Origin of the sequence: Novilysobacter erysipheiresistens (assembly GCF_036663935.1) — a bacterium.
GTDB lineage: Bacteria > Pseudomonadota > Gammaproteobacteria > Xanthomonadales > Xanthomonadaceae > Novilysobacter > Novilysobacter erysipheiresistens.
This window is the reverse complement of sequence record NZ_JAXGFP010000002.1, coordinates 161,406-175,181: the sequence shown is the minus strand read 5'-3', so window position 1 is coordinate 175,181 and position 13,776 is coordinate 161,406. Positions and strand designations below refer to the sequence as shown.

Below are 13,776 nucleotides of genomic sequence, written 5' to 3'. Positions count from 1 at the left end.
ACCTCAGTCGGCGCGGCCGGCGAACTCGCCGCTGGTGGTGCTCACCAGCACCCGCTCGCCGTTGCCGATGTATTCCGGGACCATGATCTCCAGCCCGGTGGACAGCCGCGCCGGCTTCGGCCGCTTGGTCGCGGTGCCGCCCTTGAGCTCCGGCGGGGTCTCGACCACCTCGATCGCGACGCTGGCCGGCAACTGCAGCCCGACCGGCTGGTCGTCGATGATCTGCACGTAGCAGCCGGCGAGGTCGTCGACGATGTAGCCGGCGTCGTCGCCGACCACGTCGGCATCCAGCGTGTACGGGGTGTAGTCCTCGTCGTCGAGGAACACGAACGACTCGCCGTCCTTGTAGGAGTAGGTGGCCTGGCGCCGGCTCAGCTCGACTTCCCTGAGCTCGTCGTCGCCGCCGAGGCTGAGGTCGAACTTGTTGCCGCCCGGCACCGAGTACAGGGTGAAGCGGAACTTGACGTTGCCGCCGCGGCCCTGCGGCGAGCTGCGCTCGATCCCGCGCACCTGGTAGACGGTGTTGTTGTGCTCGACCACGTTGCCTTTCTTGACGTCGAAAGCTTTCATGCGATTTCCGGATGTTGGTGCTGCATGTGTGTAGGAGCGACGTGAGTCGCGATCTGTACATCGCCTCCAGCGTTCGGCGGGTCGCGACTCACGTCGCTCCTACAACGAAGCCGGATCGATCGACGGTTCTACTTCGGCGCCAGCCGCGTCGCGCCGTCGAGACGGATCGTCTCGCCGTTGAGATAGGTGTTGCCGAGGATGTACGCGACCAGGTCGGCGAACTCCTCCGGCTGGCCCAGCCGCGACGGGAACGGGATGGTCGCCGCCAGCGACTGCTGCACGCTCTCGGGCATGCCGTCGACCATCGGGGTCCAGAACACGCCCGGCGCCACGGTCATCACCCGGATGCCGAAACGCGCCAGCTCGCGCGCCATCGGCAGGGTCATGCCGACCACGCCACCCTTCGATGCCGAGTAGGCGGCCTGGCCGATCTGGCCCTCGTAGGCGGCGACCGAGGCGGTGTTGACGATCACGCCGCGCTCGCCGTCGGTGCCGGCCTCGTTGTGCTGCATCAGCTCGGCGGCGGCTTTGGCGACGTTGAAGCTGCCGACCAAGTTGACCATCACCGTCGACTGGAACTGCGATAGCGGCATCGCGCCCTCGCGACCGAGCACGCGCCCGGCGCCGAGGATGCCGGCGCAGTTGACCGCGACGTTGAGGCCGCCGAGGAAATCCTTCGCAGCGGCGACATTGGCGACCACGCCGGCCTCGTCGCTGACGTCGGTCTTCCAGAAGCGTGCATGGGCATCGCCGAGTTCGGCCACCGCGGCGGCGCCTTTCTCCTCGTTGACATCGAACAGCGCGACCTTGCCGCCGTGCTTGACCAGGTGCCGGGCGACCGCGAGGCCGAGGCCGGAAACGCCGCCGGTGACGATGGCGCGGGTATCGGAAAGCTGCATGGGGAGTCCTGCGGTCGGAAAGGGCGAATTCTAAGGGAGGCGGGGTCGCGTCGCGAACCGCCGCCTTTGTAGGAGCGGCTTCAGCCGCGATCGGGACTCGTTCGCCCGCGCCAACTTCAGATCGCGGCTGAAGCCGCTCCTACAGGTAACGCTGCTGCATTTCCCCGGGGGTCAACCCGGCGGAGAACAGATAGCCTTGGCCGACGCTGACGCCGAGGCCGATCAGGTAGTCGCGCTGGGCGACGGTTTCGATGCCCTCGGCCACCAGGCCCAGCCCGAGGCTGCGGGCGATGCCGGTGACGGCCTGGCAGACGGCCACATCGGAGGTGTTGTCGGGCACGCCCTGGACGAACAGCTGGCTCAGCTTCAATCCGTGGATCGGCAGCCGGCGCAGGTAGTTGAGGGCGCTGTAGCCTTCGCCGAAATCGTCGATGGTCAGGACTACGCCGAGTTCGCGCAGGATGGCGAAGGTGCGCAGGGTGTCGGGCTCGTCCTCGATCAGCACCCGCTCGGTGAACTCCAGCTCCAGTGCGCTGCCGGGCAGGCCGGACTCCTTCAGCGCCGCGCGGACGTGCGCGGCCAGGTCCTCGCCGATGAATTGCCGGTACGACACGTTGACCGCGACCCGTTCGATCGGCAGCCCCTGGCGGCGCCACTCGCGCAACTGCCGGCAGGCCCGGGTCAACACCCAGTCGCCGATGCCGACGATGTCGCCGGTGGACTCGGCGTGGTTGATGAAGTGGCTCGGCTGCATGTCGCCCAGCGCCGGGTTGGTCCAGCGCACCAGCGCTTCCGCGGCGATCAGGCGGCCGCTGGCCAGATCGACCTGCGGCTGGTAGACCAGGTGCAGCTCATTGTTGCTGACCGCGCGGCGCAATTGGGTTTCCAGTTGCAGGCGCTCGGCCTGCTGCGCGGCCAGTTCGGCGGTGAAGACCTGCCAGCCGTTGCGGCCACGGCGCTTGCTGTCGTACATGGCGACGTCGGCGCTCTGGATCAGCTGTTGCGAACGGTGGCCATCGTCGGGCGACTGGGCGATGCCGATGCTGGCGGTGATCGCGAACTCCTCGCCGTCGAGCCGGAAGCTGTCGCCGAATGCCTCCAGGATCGCGTCGGCCAGCCGCGGCGCACGACTGGGATCGTCGGCGGTCGCACAGACCACCAGGAACTCGTCGCCGCCGAACCGGGCGATCACGCCTTCGCCACCGACCGCGCGACGGATCCGGCGCGCGGCCGAGGCCAGCAGGCGGTCGCCGGCGGCGTGGCCGAGCACGTCGTTGACGATCTTGAAGCGGTCCAGATCGATGTACAGCACCGCCAGCCGCGACTGGCCCGGATCGGCCAGCCGGGTCTCGATCTCGGTACGCACTGCGTCGCGGTTGAGCAGGCCGGTCAGCGGGTCGGTGCGCGCCTGCACGCGCAGGCTGTCTTCGGCCTGCTTGCGGTCGGTGATGTCCTGCAAGGTGCCAACCAGCCGGGCGCTGAGGGGGCTGCCGGCGTCGGCCTCGCCGGTCGCGCGGATCCAGAACGGCCGGCCGTCTCCGCGCACGCCGCGCAACTCCAGTTCGATGCCACAACTGGTGGCGATCGCCCGGTCCAACGCGTGCCGGAAGCGTTGGCGGTCGTTGTCGACCAGGCCGTCGAGCAGGCCGGTGATGGTGTCCGGCGCCGGGTCGCGGCCGAGGATGCGCTTGGACTCCGCGGTCAGGTACAGCTGGTCGTGGCCGGCATCCCATTCCCAGCCGCCGACATGGGCCAGTGCCTGCGCGCGCTCGAACATCGCGCTGTCGCGCTTGAGCTCGGTGATGTCGTTGAACACCGACAACACCTTGTGCGGCTTGTCGGCGCCCGCGGCGTACTGCGGGACCGAGGTCACCGACAGCCAGGTCAGCCGGCGCTGCCGCTTGTTGTAGAAACCGATGATCTGGCCGCTGGCCGTGCGCCCGCTGCTCAAGGCCTGGAACGACGGCATCTCCGGCTCGCGCAGGACCCGGCCGTCCTCATCAACCACCAGCCAGTCGCCGCTGCGCAGTACGTCTTCGAGGGTGGCACCGACCTCGGCATCCAGCAGGCCGGTCGCGGCGGCATTGGCGTAGAGGATGCGGCCGTCGGCACCGCGCACGATCACGCCCTTGTCGACCATCTCGGTCAGTTCGCGATAGCGCGATTCGGCTTCGGCGCGGCCGCTGAGATCGCGCGCCACCGCGACCAGGCACGGCTGTCCCTCGTGTTCGAAGTTGGCCGAATGCACCTCGACCGGGAAGCGGGTGCCATCGGCGCGCATGTTGGTGACTTCGATGACGTAGCTGTCGCCGCGGCGGAGCGCGTCGCGGACCGGGCCCATGTGGCCTACCGGCAGGTCCGGGTTCAATACCTCGATCGGTTGCCCGACGATCTCCTCGCGGGGGCGCCGGTAGGCCGCCATGCCGGCCTTGTTGAGATCGAGCACGGTGCCGTCCCAGGCGATGATGCTGACAGGGTCGGGGACCGCGTCGAACAGGGCGCGGTAGCGTTGCTGGGCGTAGTTGCGGGCGGCGCGTGCCTGATCCAGTGCGTCGCGTGCCCGCTCGAGCAGCGCTCGTGTCTGCGCGGACAGGTCCGTGCGGGCGCAGGCCGATTCGAGCGCCGCGAGCGTGGCGGCGGCGTCCGTCGTATCGGTCGGCGACCCCGGACGCTGCGCTGGCCGCTCGCGGCTCATCTACACCGCCAGCGCCTTGCCGACCTTGCTGCCGGTCTCGCGTCCCAGCAACGATGCCATCCAGCGGCCGGTGTCGGCGAGGCGATCGAGGTCGATGCCGGTCGCGATGCCGAGGCCGTGCAGCATGTAGACCACGTCCTCGCTGGCGACGTTGCCGCTGGCGCCCTTCGCGTACGGGCAACCGCCGACGCCGGAGACGGCCGAGTCGACCACGGCGACACCTTCCTCGAGGCAAGCGAGGATGTTCGACAGCGCCTGGCCGTAGGTGTCGTGGAAGTGCACGGCCAGCGCGGCCATCGGCACGTCGGCGGCCACCGCCTTCAGCATCGCCCGAGCCTTGCCGGGCGTGCCGATGCCGATGGTGTCGCCCAGCGAGATTTCGTAACAACCCATTGCATGCAGCTCACGTGCAACCCGGACCACATCGGCCAGCGGCACCTCGCCCTGGTACGGGCAGCCAAGCACGGTGGAGACGTAGCCGCGCACCCGCACGCCGTCGGCTTTCGCCCGCGCCATCACCGGCGCGAAGCGGGCCAGAGACTCGTCGATCGAGGCGTTGATGTTCTTCTGGTTGAACGCCTCGGAGGCGGCGGTGAACACCGCGATCTCCTCGACCCCGACCTCGCGCGCACGCTCGTAGCCTTTCTCGTTGGGCACCAGCACCGGGTAATGGACGCCGGGCTTTCGCGTGATGCCGGCAAAGACCTCCGCGGCGTCGGCCAGCTGCGGCACCCATTTCGGACTGACGAAGCTGGTCGCCTCGATGCTTTGCAATCCGGTGGCCGAGAGCCGGTCGATCAGCTCGACCTTGTCGGCGGTGGCAACGAGGGTCTTCTCGTTCTGCAGGCCGTCGCGCGGGCCGACTTCGACGATGCGGACGTGGCCGTTCATGCCGGCTCCGATTCGACTTGCGCCAGCGCCACCAGCACGGCGTCGGCTTCGACGAAGTCGCCGGCGACCGCGCGGACCTCGGCGATGGTGCCGGCGCGTGGCGCCTTCAGGCTCAACTCCATCTTCATCGCCTCGATCACCATGACCTCCTGGCCGACCTCGACGGTGTCGCCGGCGGTGGCCTTGACCACCACCACGCGGCCCGGCATCGGTGCGACCACGTTGTCGGCGCCTGCGCCGGCCGCGCCCTGCTCGTGACGATACATCGCCAGCGGCTGCAGCCGCAGGCGGCGTTCGCCGTCGTGGACCAGCAGGTTGACCTCGCGATCGAGCACGGTGAAAGCGCGGGCGCGGTGGCCGATCCGCAGGCTCAGGTGGTTGTCGTGCAGGCGCGCACCGCTGATTTCGTGGACATTGCTTGCACCCGTCGCGTCGGCTAGCTCCACGTGGTAGTCGCCGTCGCTGCCGCTGGCGTGCACCTCGATGCGCTGGTCGCGGTGGCCGAAGGCGAGGCTGCGGCGGCTGCCGTGGCCGAGCCGCCAGCCGTCGGCGATGGCCCACGGCGAAGTCGGGTCGCCGGAGCCCGCGGCGCGTGCGCGGGTGTCGTGCTCCTGGGTCAGCAGGCGCGCGACGGTCGCGGCCAATAGCAGGTCGGTGTCGATGCCGGCTTCGGCGGCCGGCACGAACTCGTCGAGGTGGCGGTCGAGGTAGCCGGTATCGATGCTGGCGTCGACCACGGCCGGATGGCGGGCGAGGCGTTCGAGGAATTCGATGTTCGACTTCGGCCCGGTGACCTCGCACTGCGAGAGCGCCGCGCGCAGGCGGGCGAGGGCGCGCGGGCGGTCGATGTCGTGGACGATGAGCTTGGCGATCATCGGGTCGTAGAAGATCGTCACGGTGTCGCCTTCGACCACGCCCGAATCGATCCGCACGTGCTCGCTCGCGGTCGGCAGGCGCAGGCGCTCGAGCTTGCCGGAGCCGGGCAGGAAACCGGCCTCGGGGTCTTCGGCGTACAGGCGCACTTCGATCGCGTGGCCGTGGCTGCGGATCTGGTCCTGCGCCAGCGGCAACGGCTGCCCGACCGCGACCTGCAACTGCCACGCGACCAGGTCGAGGCCGGTCACGCATTCGGTCACCGGGTGTTCGACCTGCAAGCGGGTGTTGATCTCCATGAAATAGAAGTGCCCGTCCCGGCCGACGATGAACTCGACGGTGCCGGCATTGACGTAGTCGATCGCGCGCGCGGCCTGCACCGCGGCGGCGCCCATCGCCGCGCGCATCTCGGGGGTGAGGAATTGCGACGGCGACTCCTCCAGCACCTTCTGGTAACGCCGCTGGGCCGAGCACTCGCGCTCGCCCAGGTGGATCGCATTGCCGTGGGTATCGCCGAACACCTGGATCTCGATGTGGCGGGGTTTCTCGACGTAACGCTCCAACAGCACCCGGTCGCGGCCGAAGGCGTTCTTCGCCTCGCGCTGGCAGGATTCCAGCAACGCCGGGAACTCGCCGCTCGCGCGCACGATCCGCATGCCCTTGCCGCCGCCGCCATGCGCGGCCTTGATCATCAGCGGATACCCGACCTTGTCGGCCTCGGCATGCAGGTGCGCCGGGTCCTGGCTTTCGCCGGTGTAGCCCGGCACCACCGGCACGCCGGCGGCCTGCATCAGCTCCTTGGCGCCTGCCTTGGAGCCCATCTTGCGCATCGAAGCCGCCTTCGGGCCGATGAAGGCGATCCCCGCGGCCTCGACCGCGTCGGCGAAGTCGGCGTTCTCCGACAGGAAGCCGTAGCCGGGATGGATCGCCTGCGCGCCGGTCTGGCGCGCGACCTCGATGATCGCCTCGCCGCGCAGGTAGCTGTCGGCCGGCTGCGGACCGCCGATGCAATGCGCCTCGTCGGCCTGGCGCACGTGCTGGGCGCCGGCGTCGGCCTCGGAGTAGACCGCGACGGTGCGGATGCCGAGCTCGCGGCAGCTGCGGATGACCCGGCAGGCGATCTCGCCGCGGTTGGCAATCAGGATTTTTTCAAACACGAATCAACTTCCTTGGTGGCGTGCGCGGGGCGTGCGTGGGTCGGCCGATGTTTCAGTCACACCAGCTTGGCTTGCGCTTGTCGAGGAACGCCGACAGGCCCTCTTGGCCTTCCGGCGACACCCGCAGGCGCGCGATCAGGGCGGCGTTGTCGGCATCGTGGCGGGCGCCGTCGCTGTGCGACGCGACCTGGCGGACCAGCGCCTTGGCCTGCGCCGATGCCACCGGTCCGGCCTTCAACAGCAGGTCGACCTGGCGCTGCACCGCGGTATCAAGCGTGGTCGGGTGGACCACGTCGTGCAGCAGGCCCATCGCGCAAGCCTGTTCGGCATCGAAGATTTCCGCCGAGGCGAACCAGCGGCGCGCCTGGCGGGCGCCGATCGCCTCGATCACGTACGGCGAGATCACCGCCGGCAGCAGGCCGAGCTTGCTCTCGGTGAGGCCGAACTTGGCCTCATGGGCGCCGATCGCGATGTCGCAGCAGGCGACCAGGCCGACACCGCCCCCGAACGCGGCGCCGTGGACCTTGGCGATGGTCGGCTTGGGCAGCTCGTTCAAGGTCCGCATCAGGCGGGCGAGGGCGAGCGAGTCGGTACGGTTCTCGTCCTCGCTGGCCGCCGCCATGCCGCGCATCCAGTTTAGGTCGGCGCCGGCCGAGAACGACGCGCCTTCACCCTCCAGTACCACCACCCGGACCGAATCGTCGCCGCCGACCGCCTGCAGCGCGCCGGTCAGGGCGCCGATCAGTTCGGCGTCGAAGGCGTTGTGCAGCTGCGGCCGGTTCATGCGCAGGCGGGCGACCGGGCCCTCGCGCAGGTTCAGCAATGGGTGGCTCATGGCGGCATCCGGTTCCGTGGAGCCGCCCATGATAGCGCTGGCGAAAACCGGCCATTTCCGGCACACGTGGCGCTGCCGCGGCGGTGCTAGAATGAGAACAATTCCCATTTGTACGGACGTCGCCTTGAAGCTGACGGAACTGCCGCGGCGCACCGCGGCCACGGTCGAGACGGTCGAGGACCTGTCGCCGAACGACGCCATCGCACGCCGCTTGCGTGAGTTGGGCTTCGTCAGCGGCGAGCGGGTCGAGGTGATGGCGGCCGGCCCGTTCTCGGCCGAACCGCTGCTGGTGCAGATCGGTTTCACCCGCTTCGCCCTGCGCCGCGCCGAGGCCGCGCGCATCCGTGTGGTGCAGACGGTGGAGCAGGCCGCATGAGCGCCGCCGACAGCCTCCGCCTGGCCCTCGTTGGCAGCCCGAACTGCGGCAAGACCGCGCTGTTCAACCTGCTGACCGGCAGCCGGCAGAAGGTCGCCAACTACGCCGGCGTCACCGTTGAGCGCAAGGAGGGCCGCTTCAACGCGCCGTCCGGGCGCAACTACGCGGTGCTCGACCTGCCCGGCGCGTACAGCCTCGATGCGGCCAGCCTCGACGAGGCCGTAACCCGCGACCTGTGCCGCGGCTTCTATCCGGGCGAGCCGGCGCCGGATGTGATCGTCTGCGTGGTCGATGCGACCAATCTGCGCCTGCACCTGCGCTTCGCGCTGGAAGTACGCGAACTCGGCAAGCCGATGGTGCTGGCGGTCAACATGATGGACGCGGCCAGGCGTCGCGGCATCGAAGTCGACTTGGACGCGCTGGAGCGCGAGCTGGGGATACCGGTGGTGCCAACCGTGGCGATCCGGCGCGACGGCGCCGAGGCGCTGGTGGCGAAGCTCGACGGTGTTGCCGGCCGCATCCATGAACCGCGCGAACATTTGTCCGCCGCGGCGATGGTCGACCCCGACGCGCTGCATGCCGAAACCCGCCGCCTGCTGTCGCTGGCGGTGACGATGCCGCGCCGCACCGCCGCGATCGACGACACCCTCGACCGCTGGTTGCTCAATCCCGCCATCGGCCTGTTGTCGCTGGCGGTGGTGATGTTCCTGATCTTCCAGGCGGTCTACGCCTGGGCGACGCCGGTCATGGACGCGATCGACGCCGGCACCGTCGCGCTCGGCGAGTTCGTCGGCGCGACCCTGCCCGAAGGCCCGCTCAACAGCCTGCTGGTCGACGGCATCATCGCCGGCCTCGGCGGGGTGATCATCTTCCTGCCGCAGATTCTCATCCTGTTCGTCTTCATCATCGCGCTGGAAGAATCCGGCTACCTGCCGCGCGCGGCGTTCCTGCTCGACCGGATGATGTCGAAGGCCGGGCTGTCGGGGCGCTCGTTCATCCCGCTGTTGTCGAGCTTCGCCTGCGCGATCCCGGGAATCATGGCGACCCGGTCGATCCAGGATCCGCGCGACCGCCTCGCGACGATCCTGGTCGCGCCGCTGATGACCTGTTCGGCGCGGCTGCCGGTGTATGCGCTGCTGATCGGCGCGTTCATCCCGCAACAGCAGGTCGGCATCTTCAACCTGCAAGGACTGGTGCTGTTCGGCCTTTACGTGGCCGGCATCCTCAGCGCGCTCGCGGTGTCGTGGGTGATGAAGAAGTGGCGCCGCGACAAGAGCGAGCACCCGCTGATGCTGGAGCTGCCGTCGTACCGCATCCCGCACCCGCGCGACGTGCTGATCGGCCTGTGGGAACGGGCGTGGATCTTCCTGCGCCGGGTCGGTGGAATCATCCTCGCGCTGACCATCCTGTTGTGGTTCCTGCTGTCGTTCCCGGCAGCGCCGGCCGATGCGGTCGCACCGGCGATCGACTACAGCTTCGCCGGCCGGATCGGCCACGCGATGACCGCGATCTTCGCGCCGCTAGGCTTCAACTGGCAGATCTGCATCGCACTGATCCCCGGCTTGGCCGCGCGCGAGGTGGCGGTGTCGTCGCTGGCGACGGTGTATGCACTGTCGGCGGCCAGCGACGAAGCGGCGACCGCTGCGCTGACCCCGGTGCTCTCCGATACGTGGTCGTTGGCAACCGCGTTGTCGCTGCTGGTGTGGTTCATCTACGCGCCGATGTGCATCTCGACCCTGGCCACGATCAAGCGCGAAACCAATTCCTGGAAGCAGGTCGGCATCGCGACGGGCTACCTGTTCGGACTGGCCTATCTCGCGTCGCTGGTGACCTACCAGGTCGCGGTGCTGCTGGGAGCGGGCTGAGATGGAAACCGGCCTGCTCGTCCAGTACACGGTGATCGCGCTGGCGGTGGTGCTCAGCGCGGCGTATGTCGCGCGCCGGCAGTTCCCGGCGGCGGTGCGCAGATTGCGCGTGGCGTTGGCGGTCCCGATGGTGCGTGAAGGCCAGCCGCGCTGGTTGCAGCGGCTGGGCCGCACGATTGCGCCACCGTCGAACGGCGCCGCTGGCAGCTGCGGCGGCTGCAATGGCTGCGGCCCGACAGTTTGATTGGTGCTTTTCTGTAGGAGCGGCTTCAGCCGCGATCTGGAGTCGGCGCGGGCGGACGGTTTCCGATCGCGGCTGAAGCCGCTCCTGCAAAAGCGTGGGCGTCTGCGTCAGTGCTTGCGCCTGACCTTGTGACCCGGAACCTCGGTCGCCTCCACCACCAGGCTGAACGTCCGCTCGTCGCCCGGGTGCAGCGCACCCACGCCGACCACCTGGCGATTGATCTCGCGCCCGCGGCCGTCGCGGATCGACAGCACCATCGAATACTCGCAGGCGCCGTCGGCCGGCGCCGGGATCGTGCCCTCGACCTGCAGTGGCGAAAACTTCACCGCCGCGACCGCATTCGCGTCGGCGTCGAAGCGCAAATGGCCGCGGCACTGCGGACAGACGCTGGAGCTTTCCAGGATCGTCGTCTTGCAGTGCGGGCAGGTGCGGGTCGCACCTGCCGTGCCGGGACGTGGCGCCGCGCTCATGCGGCGTCGTCGGTGCCCGCCTTGTTGCTGCCAGCGGATTTATCGGCGTGCTTGCCGGAGTGCTTGTCGCCCCAGCCGAACTCGACCTGGCCACGCATCCGTGAACCGGCGGCGACGGTCAGCGAACCGGCCTTGACGTCGCCGATCAGCGCACCCGATTCCAGCACCTCGACCTTCTGCGCCGATTCGATATTGCCCTCCAGTTCGCCGGCGACGATGACCTTCTGCGCACGCACGCCGCCGGTCAGCTTGGCGCCGGTCTCGATGGTCAGGTTGCCCTGCACGTTGACGTCGCCGTTGAACTTGCCGGCGATGCGGACGTGGCCGGTGCCCTCGATCTTGCCCTCGATGGTCAGGTCGGCCGCGATCAGCGATTCCTTCAGCTGGGGGTCGCTCGCGCGCTGCGGTGCCGACGAAGGCGCCGGCGTCGGAGCCGGCGGGCTGATGTCGCGGATCGGCGCTGGATCGAACTGGGCGGCCTCGGGGGAGGGCGAGGACTTCGACGGGGTGGTTTCTTTCCAGATAGCCATGGGGTGGTCCGGCAGTTCAGGGGAACCCCAAACCTACACCCGCTTCACGGGGTCTTCATTGTCGGTGGGCACATTGCGCCGGCCGCTTCAGCTGGGCGACAGGAAACCCGCGTTCATCGGTGAGGACGGTCACACCGCTTGGGCGACTGCCGAACCTACATGCGGAACACGCCGAAACGGGTGCGTTCCGCGATCGGCGAATTGAGACTAGCCGACAAGCCCAATCCAAGCACACGCCGGGTGTCGGCGGGGTCGATGATGCCATCATCCCACAAGCGGGCGGTGGCGTAGTACGGATTACCCTGCGATTCGTACTGCTCGCGGATCGGCGCCTTGAAGGCGTCCTCCTCGTCCGGCGTCCACACGCCGCCGCGTGCCTCGATGCCGTCGCGCTTGACCGTCGCCAGCACGCTCGCCGCCTGTTCGCCGCCCATCACGCTGATCCGCGCATTCGGCCACATCCACAGGAACCGCGCACCGTAGGACCGCCCGCACATCGCGTAGTTGCCGGCGCCGAAGCTGCCGCCGATTACCACGGTGAACTTCGGCACGTGCGAGCACGCCACCGCGGTGACCATCTTGGCGCCGTCCTTGGCGATGCCTGCCTGCTCGTACTTCTTGCCGACCATGAAGCCGGTGATGTTCTGCAGGAACACCAGCGGGATCCCGCGCTGGTTGCACAACTCGATGAAGTGCGCGCCCTTGAGCGCGCTCTCGGCGAACAGGATGCCGTTGTTGGCGACGATGCCGACCGGGTACCCGTGCAAATGCGCGAACCCGGTCACCAGGGTCTTGCCGTAGCGCGCCTTGAACTCCTGGAACTCGCTGCCGTCGACGATGCGCGCGATCACCTCGCGGATGTCGAACGGTCGGCGGGTGTCCTTCGGCACGATGCCGTACAGCTCCTCGGCGGCGAACGACGGCTCGCGCGCTGCCTGCACCGCGACCGGCACGACCTTCTTGCGGTTGAGCGTGCCGACGATTCCGCGCGCGATCTGCAGCGCGTGGCGATCGTCCTCGGCGAAGTGGTCGGCGACGCCGGAGATGCTCGTGTGCACGTCGGCGCCGCCAAGCGTCTCGGCGTCGACCACCTCCCCGGTCGCCGCCTTCACCAGCGGTGGGCCACCCAGGAAGATCGTGCCCTGTTCCTTGACGATCACCGACTCGTCGGACATCGCCGGCACGTACGCGCCGCCGGCGGTGCACGAGCCCATGACCACCGCGATCTGCGGAATGTTCTCGGCCGACATCCGGGCCTGGTTGTAGAAGATCCGGCCGAAGTGCTCCTTGTCCGGGAACACCTCGTCCTGCAGCGGCAGGAACGCGCCGCCGGAGTCGACCAGGTAGACGCAGGGCAGTTGGTTCTCGCGGGCGATCTCCTGCGCGCGCAGGTGCTTTTTGACCGTCATCGGGAAATAGGTGCCGCCCTTGACGGTCGCATCGTTGGCGACCACCACCACTTCCTGGCCCTGCACGCGGCCGATGCCGCAGACCATGCCGGCGGCGGGCGCGGCGTCGTCGTACATGCCTTCGGCGGCCAGCGGTGCAATTTCCAGGAACGGCGAACCGGGGTCGAGCAGGGCGGTGATGCGGTCGCGTACCAGCAGCTTGCCGCGCGCGGTGTGCTTGTCGCGTGCCTTGTCGCCACCGCCGTTGGCCGCGCGCGCCAGTCGCGCGTCGAGCTCACCGACCAGGGCGCGGTGGTAGGCGACGTTGTCCTGGAAATCCGGCGAACGCGGATCGAGGGTTGAACTCAGTGCGGGCATGGGCGTGTCGGTCGCGATGGAAACGCCACAGGATACCCGGCCGGGAATCACCGGCCCAAAAAAACAGGGCCCGCATTTGCGGGCGAGGTGCCCGATAAAAGCAGGGCCCGCAAATGCGGGCCCTGGTCACACGTGTTGCAAACCGCTGGATTGATCAAGGATCAGTCCTGGGTTTCGGCGGCGGCTTCGACCGAGGCTTCGGTCGCCTCGTCGCTCATCTCGGCGGAGACGTCGGCGGCGGTTTCGCTGATCGCGACGGCGGCGTCGGCCTTGCCTTCTTCATAGGCGGCCTGCAGCGGGTCGGCGGCGGCGTCGACGGCAACGGCGGCCGAACCGGCGGCAGCGGCGGTGGCGGCGGCAGCGGCTTCAACGCCCGCAGCGGCGGCATCACCGGCGGACTCGGCGGCAACGGCGGCCTGGTCGCCGGCGACTTCGGCCTGGGCAGCGGCTTCGGCAGCGGCGTCCTCGGCGGTCGGGGAGTTGCAGGCGGCGAGGGCGAAGACGCTGGCGGCGAGGAGGATCGAAAGCTTGTGGTTCATGACTGACTCCTGTTGATTGACAAAATGTCGTTGAACAAGAAAAAGCCGCCGGCAATACCGGCGGCT

General features: G+C 68.8%; 13 protein-coding genes. 3 read left to right on the top strand and 10 right to left on the bottom strand.

The features are described from left to right. Positions 1 to 3: 3 nt before the first annotated feature. The 6 genes from efpL to SNE34_RS03940 all read right to left on the bottom strand — a co-directional run bounded on the left by efpL (position 4) and on the right by SNE34_RS03940 (position 7,920). Entirely contained in the window at positions 4 to 570 is a 567-nt protein-coding gene (efpL, locus tag SNE34_RS03965) for an elongation factor P-like protein EfpL (RefSeq protein WP_332614940.1), read from the bottom strand. Positions 571 to 698: 128 nt separating this feature from the next. Further along, positions 699 to 1,469 (bottom strand): SDR family NAD(P)-dependent oxidoreductase, encoded by a 771-nt coding sequence (locus SNE34_RS03960; RefSeq protein WP_332614939.1) that lies wholly within the window; start codon positions 1,467 to 1,469, stop codon positions 699 to 701. A 139-nt stretch (positions 1,470 to 1,608) separates the two neighbouring features. Then, positions 1,609 to 4,164: a sensor domain-containing protein gene (locus SNE34_RS03955; RefSeq protein ID WP_332614937.1), complete on the bottom strand. Its 2,556-nt coding sequence runs from the start codon at positions 4,162 to 4,164 to the stop codon at positions 1,609 to 1,611. Then, entirely contained in the window at positions 4,165 to 5,055 is an 891-nt protein-coding gene (locus SNE34_RS03950; protein ID WP_332614934.1) for a hydroxymethylglutaryl-CoA lyase, read from the bottom strand. Next, on the bottom strand, positions 5,052 to 7,085 hold the full coding sequence (locus SNE34_RS03945; protein WP_332614931.1) for an acetyl/propionyl/methylcrotonyl-CoA carboxylase subunit alpha: 2,034 nt from the start codon (positions 7,083 to 7,085) through the stop codon (positions 5,052 to 5,054). The genes SNE34_RS03950 and SNE34_RS03945 overlap by 4 nt, the downstream gene beginning before the upstream one ends. A gap of 52 nt (positions 7,086 to 7,137) precedes the next feature. Continuing rightward, positions 7,138 to 7,920, bottom strand: a complete 783-nt coding sequence (locus tag SNE34_RS03940; RefSeq protein WP_332614930.1) for an enoyl-CoA hydratase/isomerase family protein — start codon at positions 7,918 to 7,920, stop codon at positions 7,138 to 7,140. A gap of 124 nt (positions 7,921 to 8,044) precedes the next feature. Between SNE34_RS03940 and SNE34_RS03935 the strand changes: the two genes are divergently transcribed. The 3 genes from SNE34_RS03935 to SNE34_RS03925 are packed head-to-tail and all read left to right on the top strand — an operon-like array spanning position 8,045 to position 10,405. Further along, entirely contained in the window at positions 8,045 to 8,296 is a 252-nt protein-coding gene (locus SNE34_RS03935; RefSeq protein WP_332614928.1) for a FeoA family protein, read from the top strand. Beyond that, on the top strand, positions 8,293 to 10,161 hold the full coding sequence (gene feoB / locus SNE34_RS03930) for a ferrous iron transport protein B (RefSeq protein WP_332614926.1): 1,869 nt from the start codon (positions 8,293 to 8,295) through the stop codon (positions 10,159 to 10,161). The genes SNE34_RS03935 and feoB overlap by 4 nt, the downstream gene beginning before the upstream one ends. A gap of 1 nt (position 10,162) precedes the next feature. After that, positions 10,163 to 10,405, top strand: coding sequence for a DUF6587 family protein (locus SNE34_RS03925; RefSeq protein WP_332614924.1), 243 nt, complete (start codon positions 10,163 to 10,165; stop codon positions 10,403 to 10,405). Between the two features lie 107 nt (positions 10,406 to 10,512). Here SNE34_RS03925 and SNE34_RS03920 read toward each other — a convergent pair whose 3' ends face one another. The 4 genes from SNE34_RS03920 to SNE34_RS03905 form a co-directional block, all read right to left on the bottom strand. Continuing rightward, entirely contained in the window at positions 10,513 to 10,875 is a 363-nt protein-coding gene (locus SNE34_RS03920; protein ID WP_332614922.1) for a hypothetical protein, read from the bottom strand. Continuing rightward, the gene (locus SNE34_RS03915) at positions 10,872 to 11,405 is read right to left on the bottom strand and encodes a bactofilin family protein (RefSeq protein WP_332614920.1); all 534 of its coding nucleotides are present in this window, start codon (positions 11,403 to 11,405) and stop codon (positions 10,872 to 10,874) included. Before SNE34_RS03915 ends, SNE34_RS03920 begins: the two co-directional genes overlap by 4 nt. A 155-nt stretch (positions 11,406 to 11,560) precedes the next feature. After that, positions 11,561 to 13,171 (bottom strand): carboxyl transferase domain-containing protein, encoded by a 1,611-nt coding sequence (locus SNE34_RS03910; RefSeq protein WP_332614918.1) that lies wholly within the window; start codon positions 13,169 to 13,171, stop codon positions 11,561 to 11,563. Positions 13,172 to 13,332: 161 nt separating this feature from the next. Further along, positions 13,333 to 13,710, bottom strand: a complete 378-nt coding sequence (locus tag SNE34_RS03905) for a hypothetical protein (RefSeq protein WP_332614916.1) — start codon at positions 13,708 to 13,710, stop codon at positions 13,333 to 13,335. Positions 13,711 to 13,776 lie beyond the last annotated feature (66 nt).

Bases quoted from the DNA above. Each gene is read 5' to 3' on its own strand.
- efpL (WP_332614940.1), bottom strand. From the start codon at position 570: ATGAAAGCTTTCGACGTCAAGAAAGGCAACGTGGTCGAGCACAACAAC.
- SNE34_RS03940 (WP_332614930.1), bottom strand. From the start codon at position 7,920: ATGAGCCACCCATTGCTGAACCTGCGCGAGGGCCCGGTCGCCCGCCTG.
- SNE34_RS03915 (WP_332614920.1), bottom strand. From the start codon at position 11,405: ATGGCTATCTGGAAAGAAACCACCCCGTCGAAGTCCTCGCCCTCCCCC.
- SNE34_RS03905 (WP_332614916.1), bottom strand. From the start codon at position 13,710: ATGAACCACAAGCTTTCGATCCTCCTCGCCGCCAGCGTCTTCGCCCTC.
- SNE34_RS03960 (WP_332614939.1), bottom strand. From the start codon at position 1,469: ATGCAGCTTTCCGATACCCGCGCCATCGTCACCGGCGGCGTTTCCGGC.
- SNE34_RS03910 (WP_332614918.1), bottom strand. From the start codon at position 13,171: ATGCCCGCACTGAGTTCAACCCTCGATCCGCGTTCGCCGGATTTCCAG.
- SNE34_RS03950 (WP_332614934.1), bottom strand. From the start codon at position 5,055: ATGAACGGCCACGTCCGCATCGTCGAAGTCGGCCCGCGCGACGGCCTG.
- SNE34_RS03920 (WP_332614922.1), bottom strand. From the start codon at position 10,875: ATGAGCGCGGCGCCACGTCCCGGCACGGCAGGTGCGACCCGCACCTGC.
- SNE34_RS03955 (WP_332614937.1), bottom strand. From the start codon at position 4,164: ATGAGCCGCGAGCGGCCAGCGCAGCGTCCGGGGTCGCCGACCGATACG.
- feoB (WP_332614926.1), top strand. From the start codon at position 8,293: ATGAGCGCCGCCGACAGCCTCCGCCTGGCCCTCGTTGGCAGCCCGAAC.
- SNE34_RS03925 (WP_332614924.1), top strand. From the start codon at position 10,163: ATGGAAACCGGCCTGCTCGTCCAGTACACGGTGATCGCGCTGGCGGTG.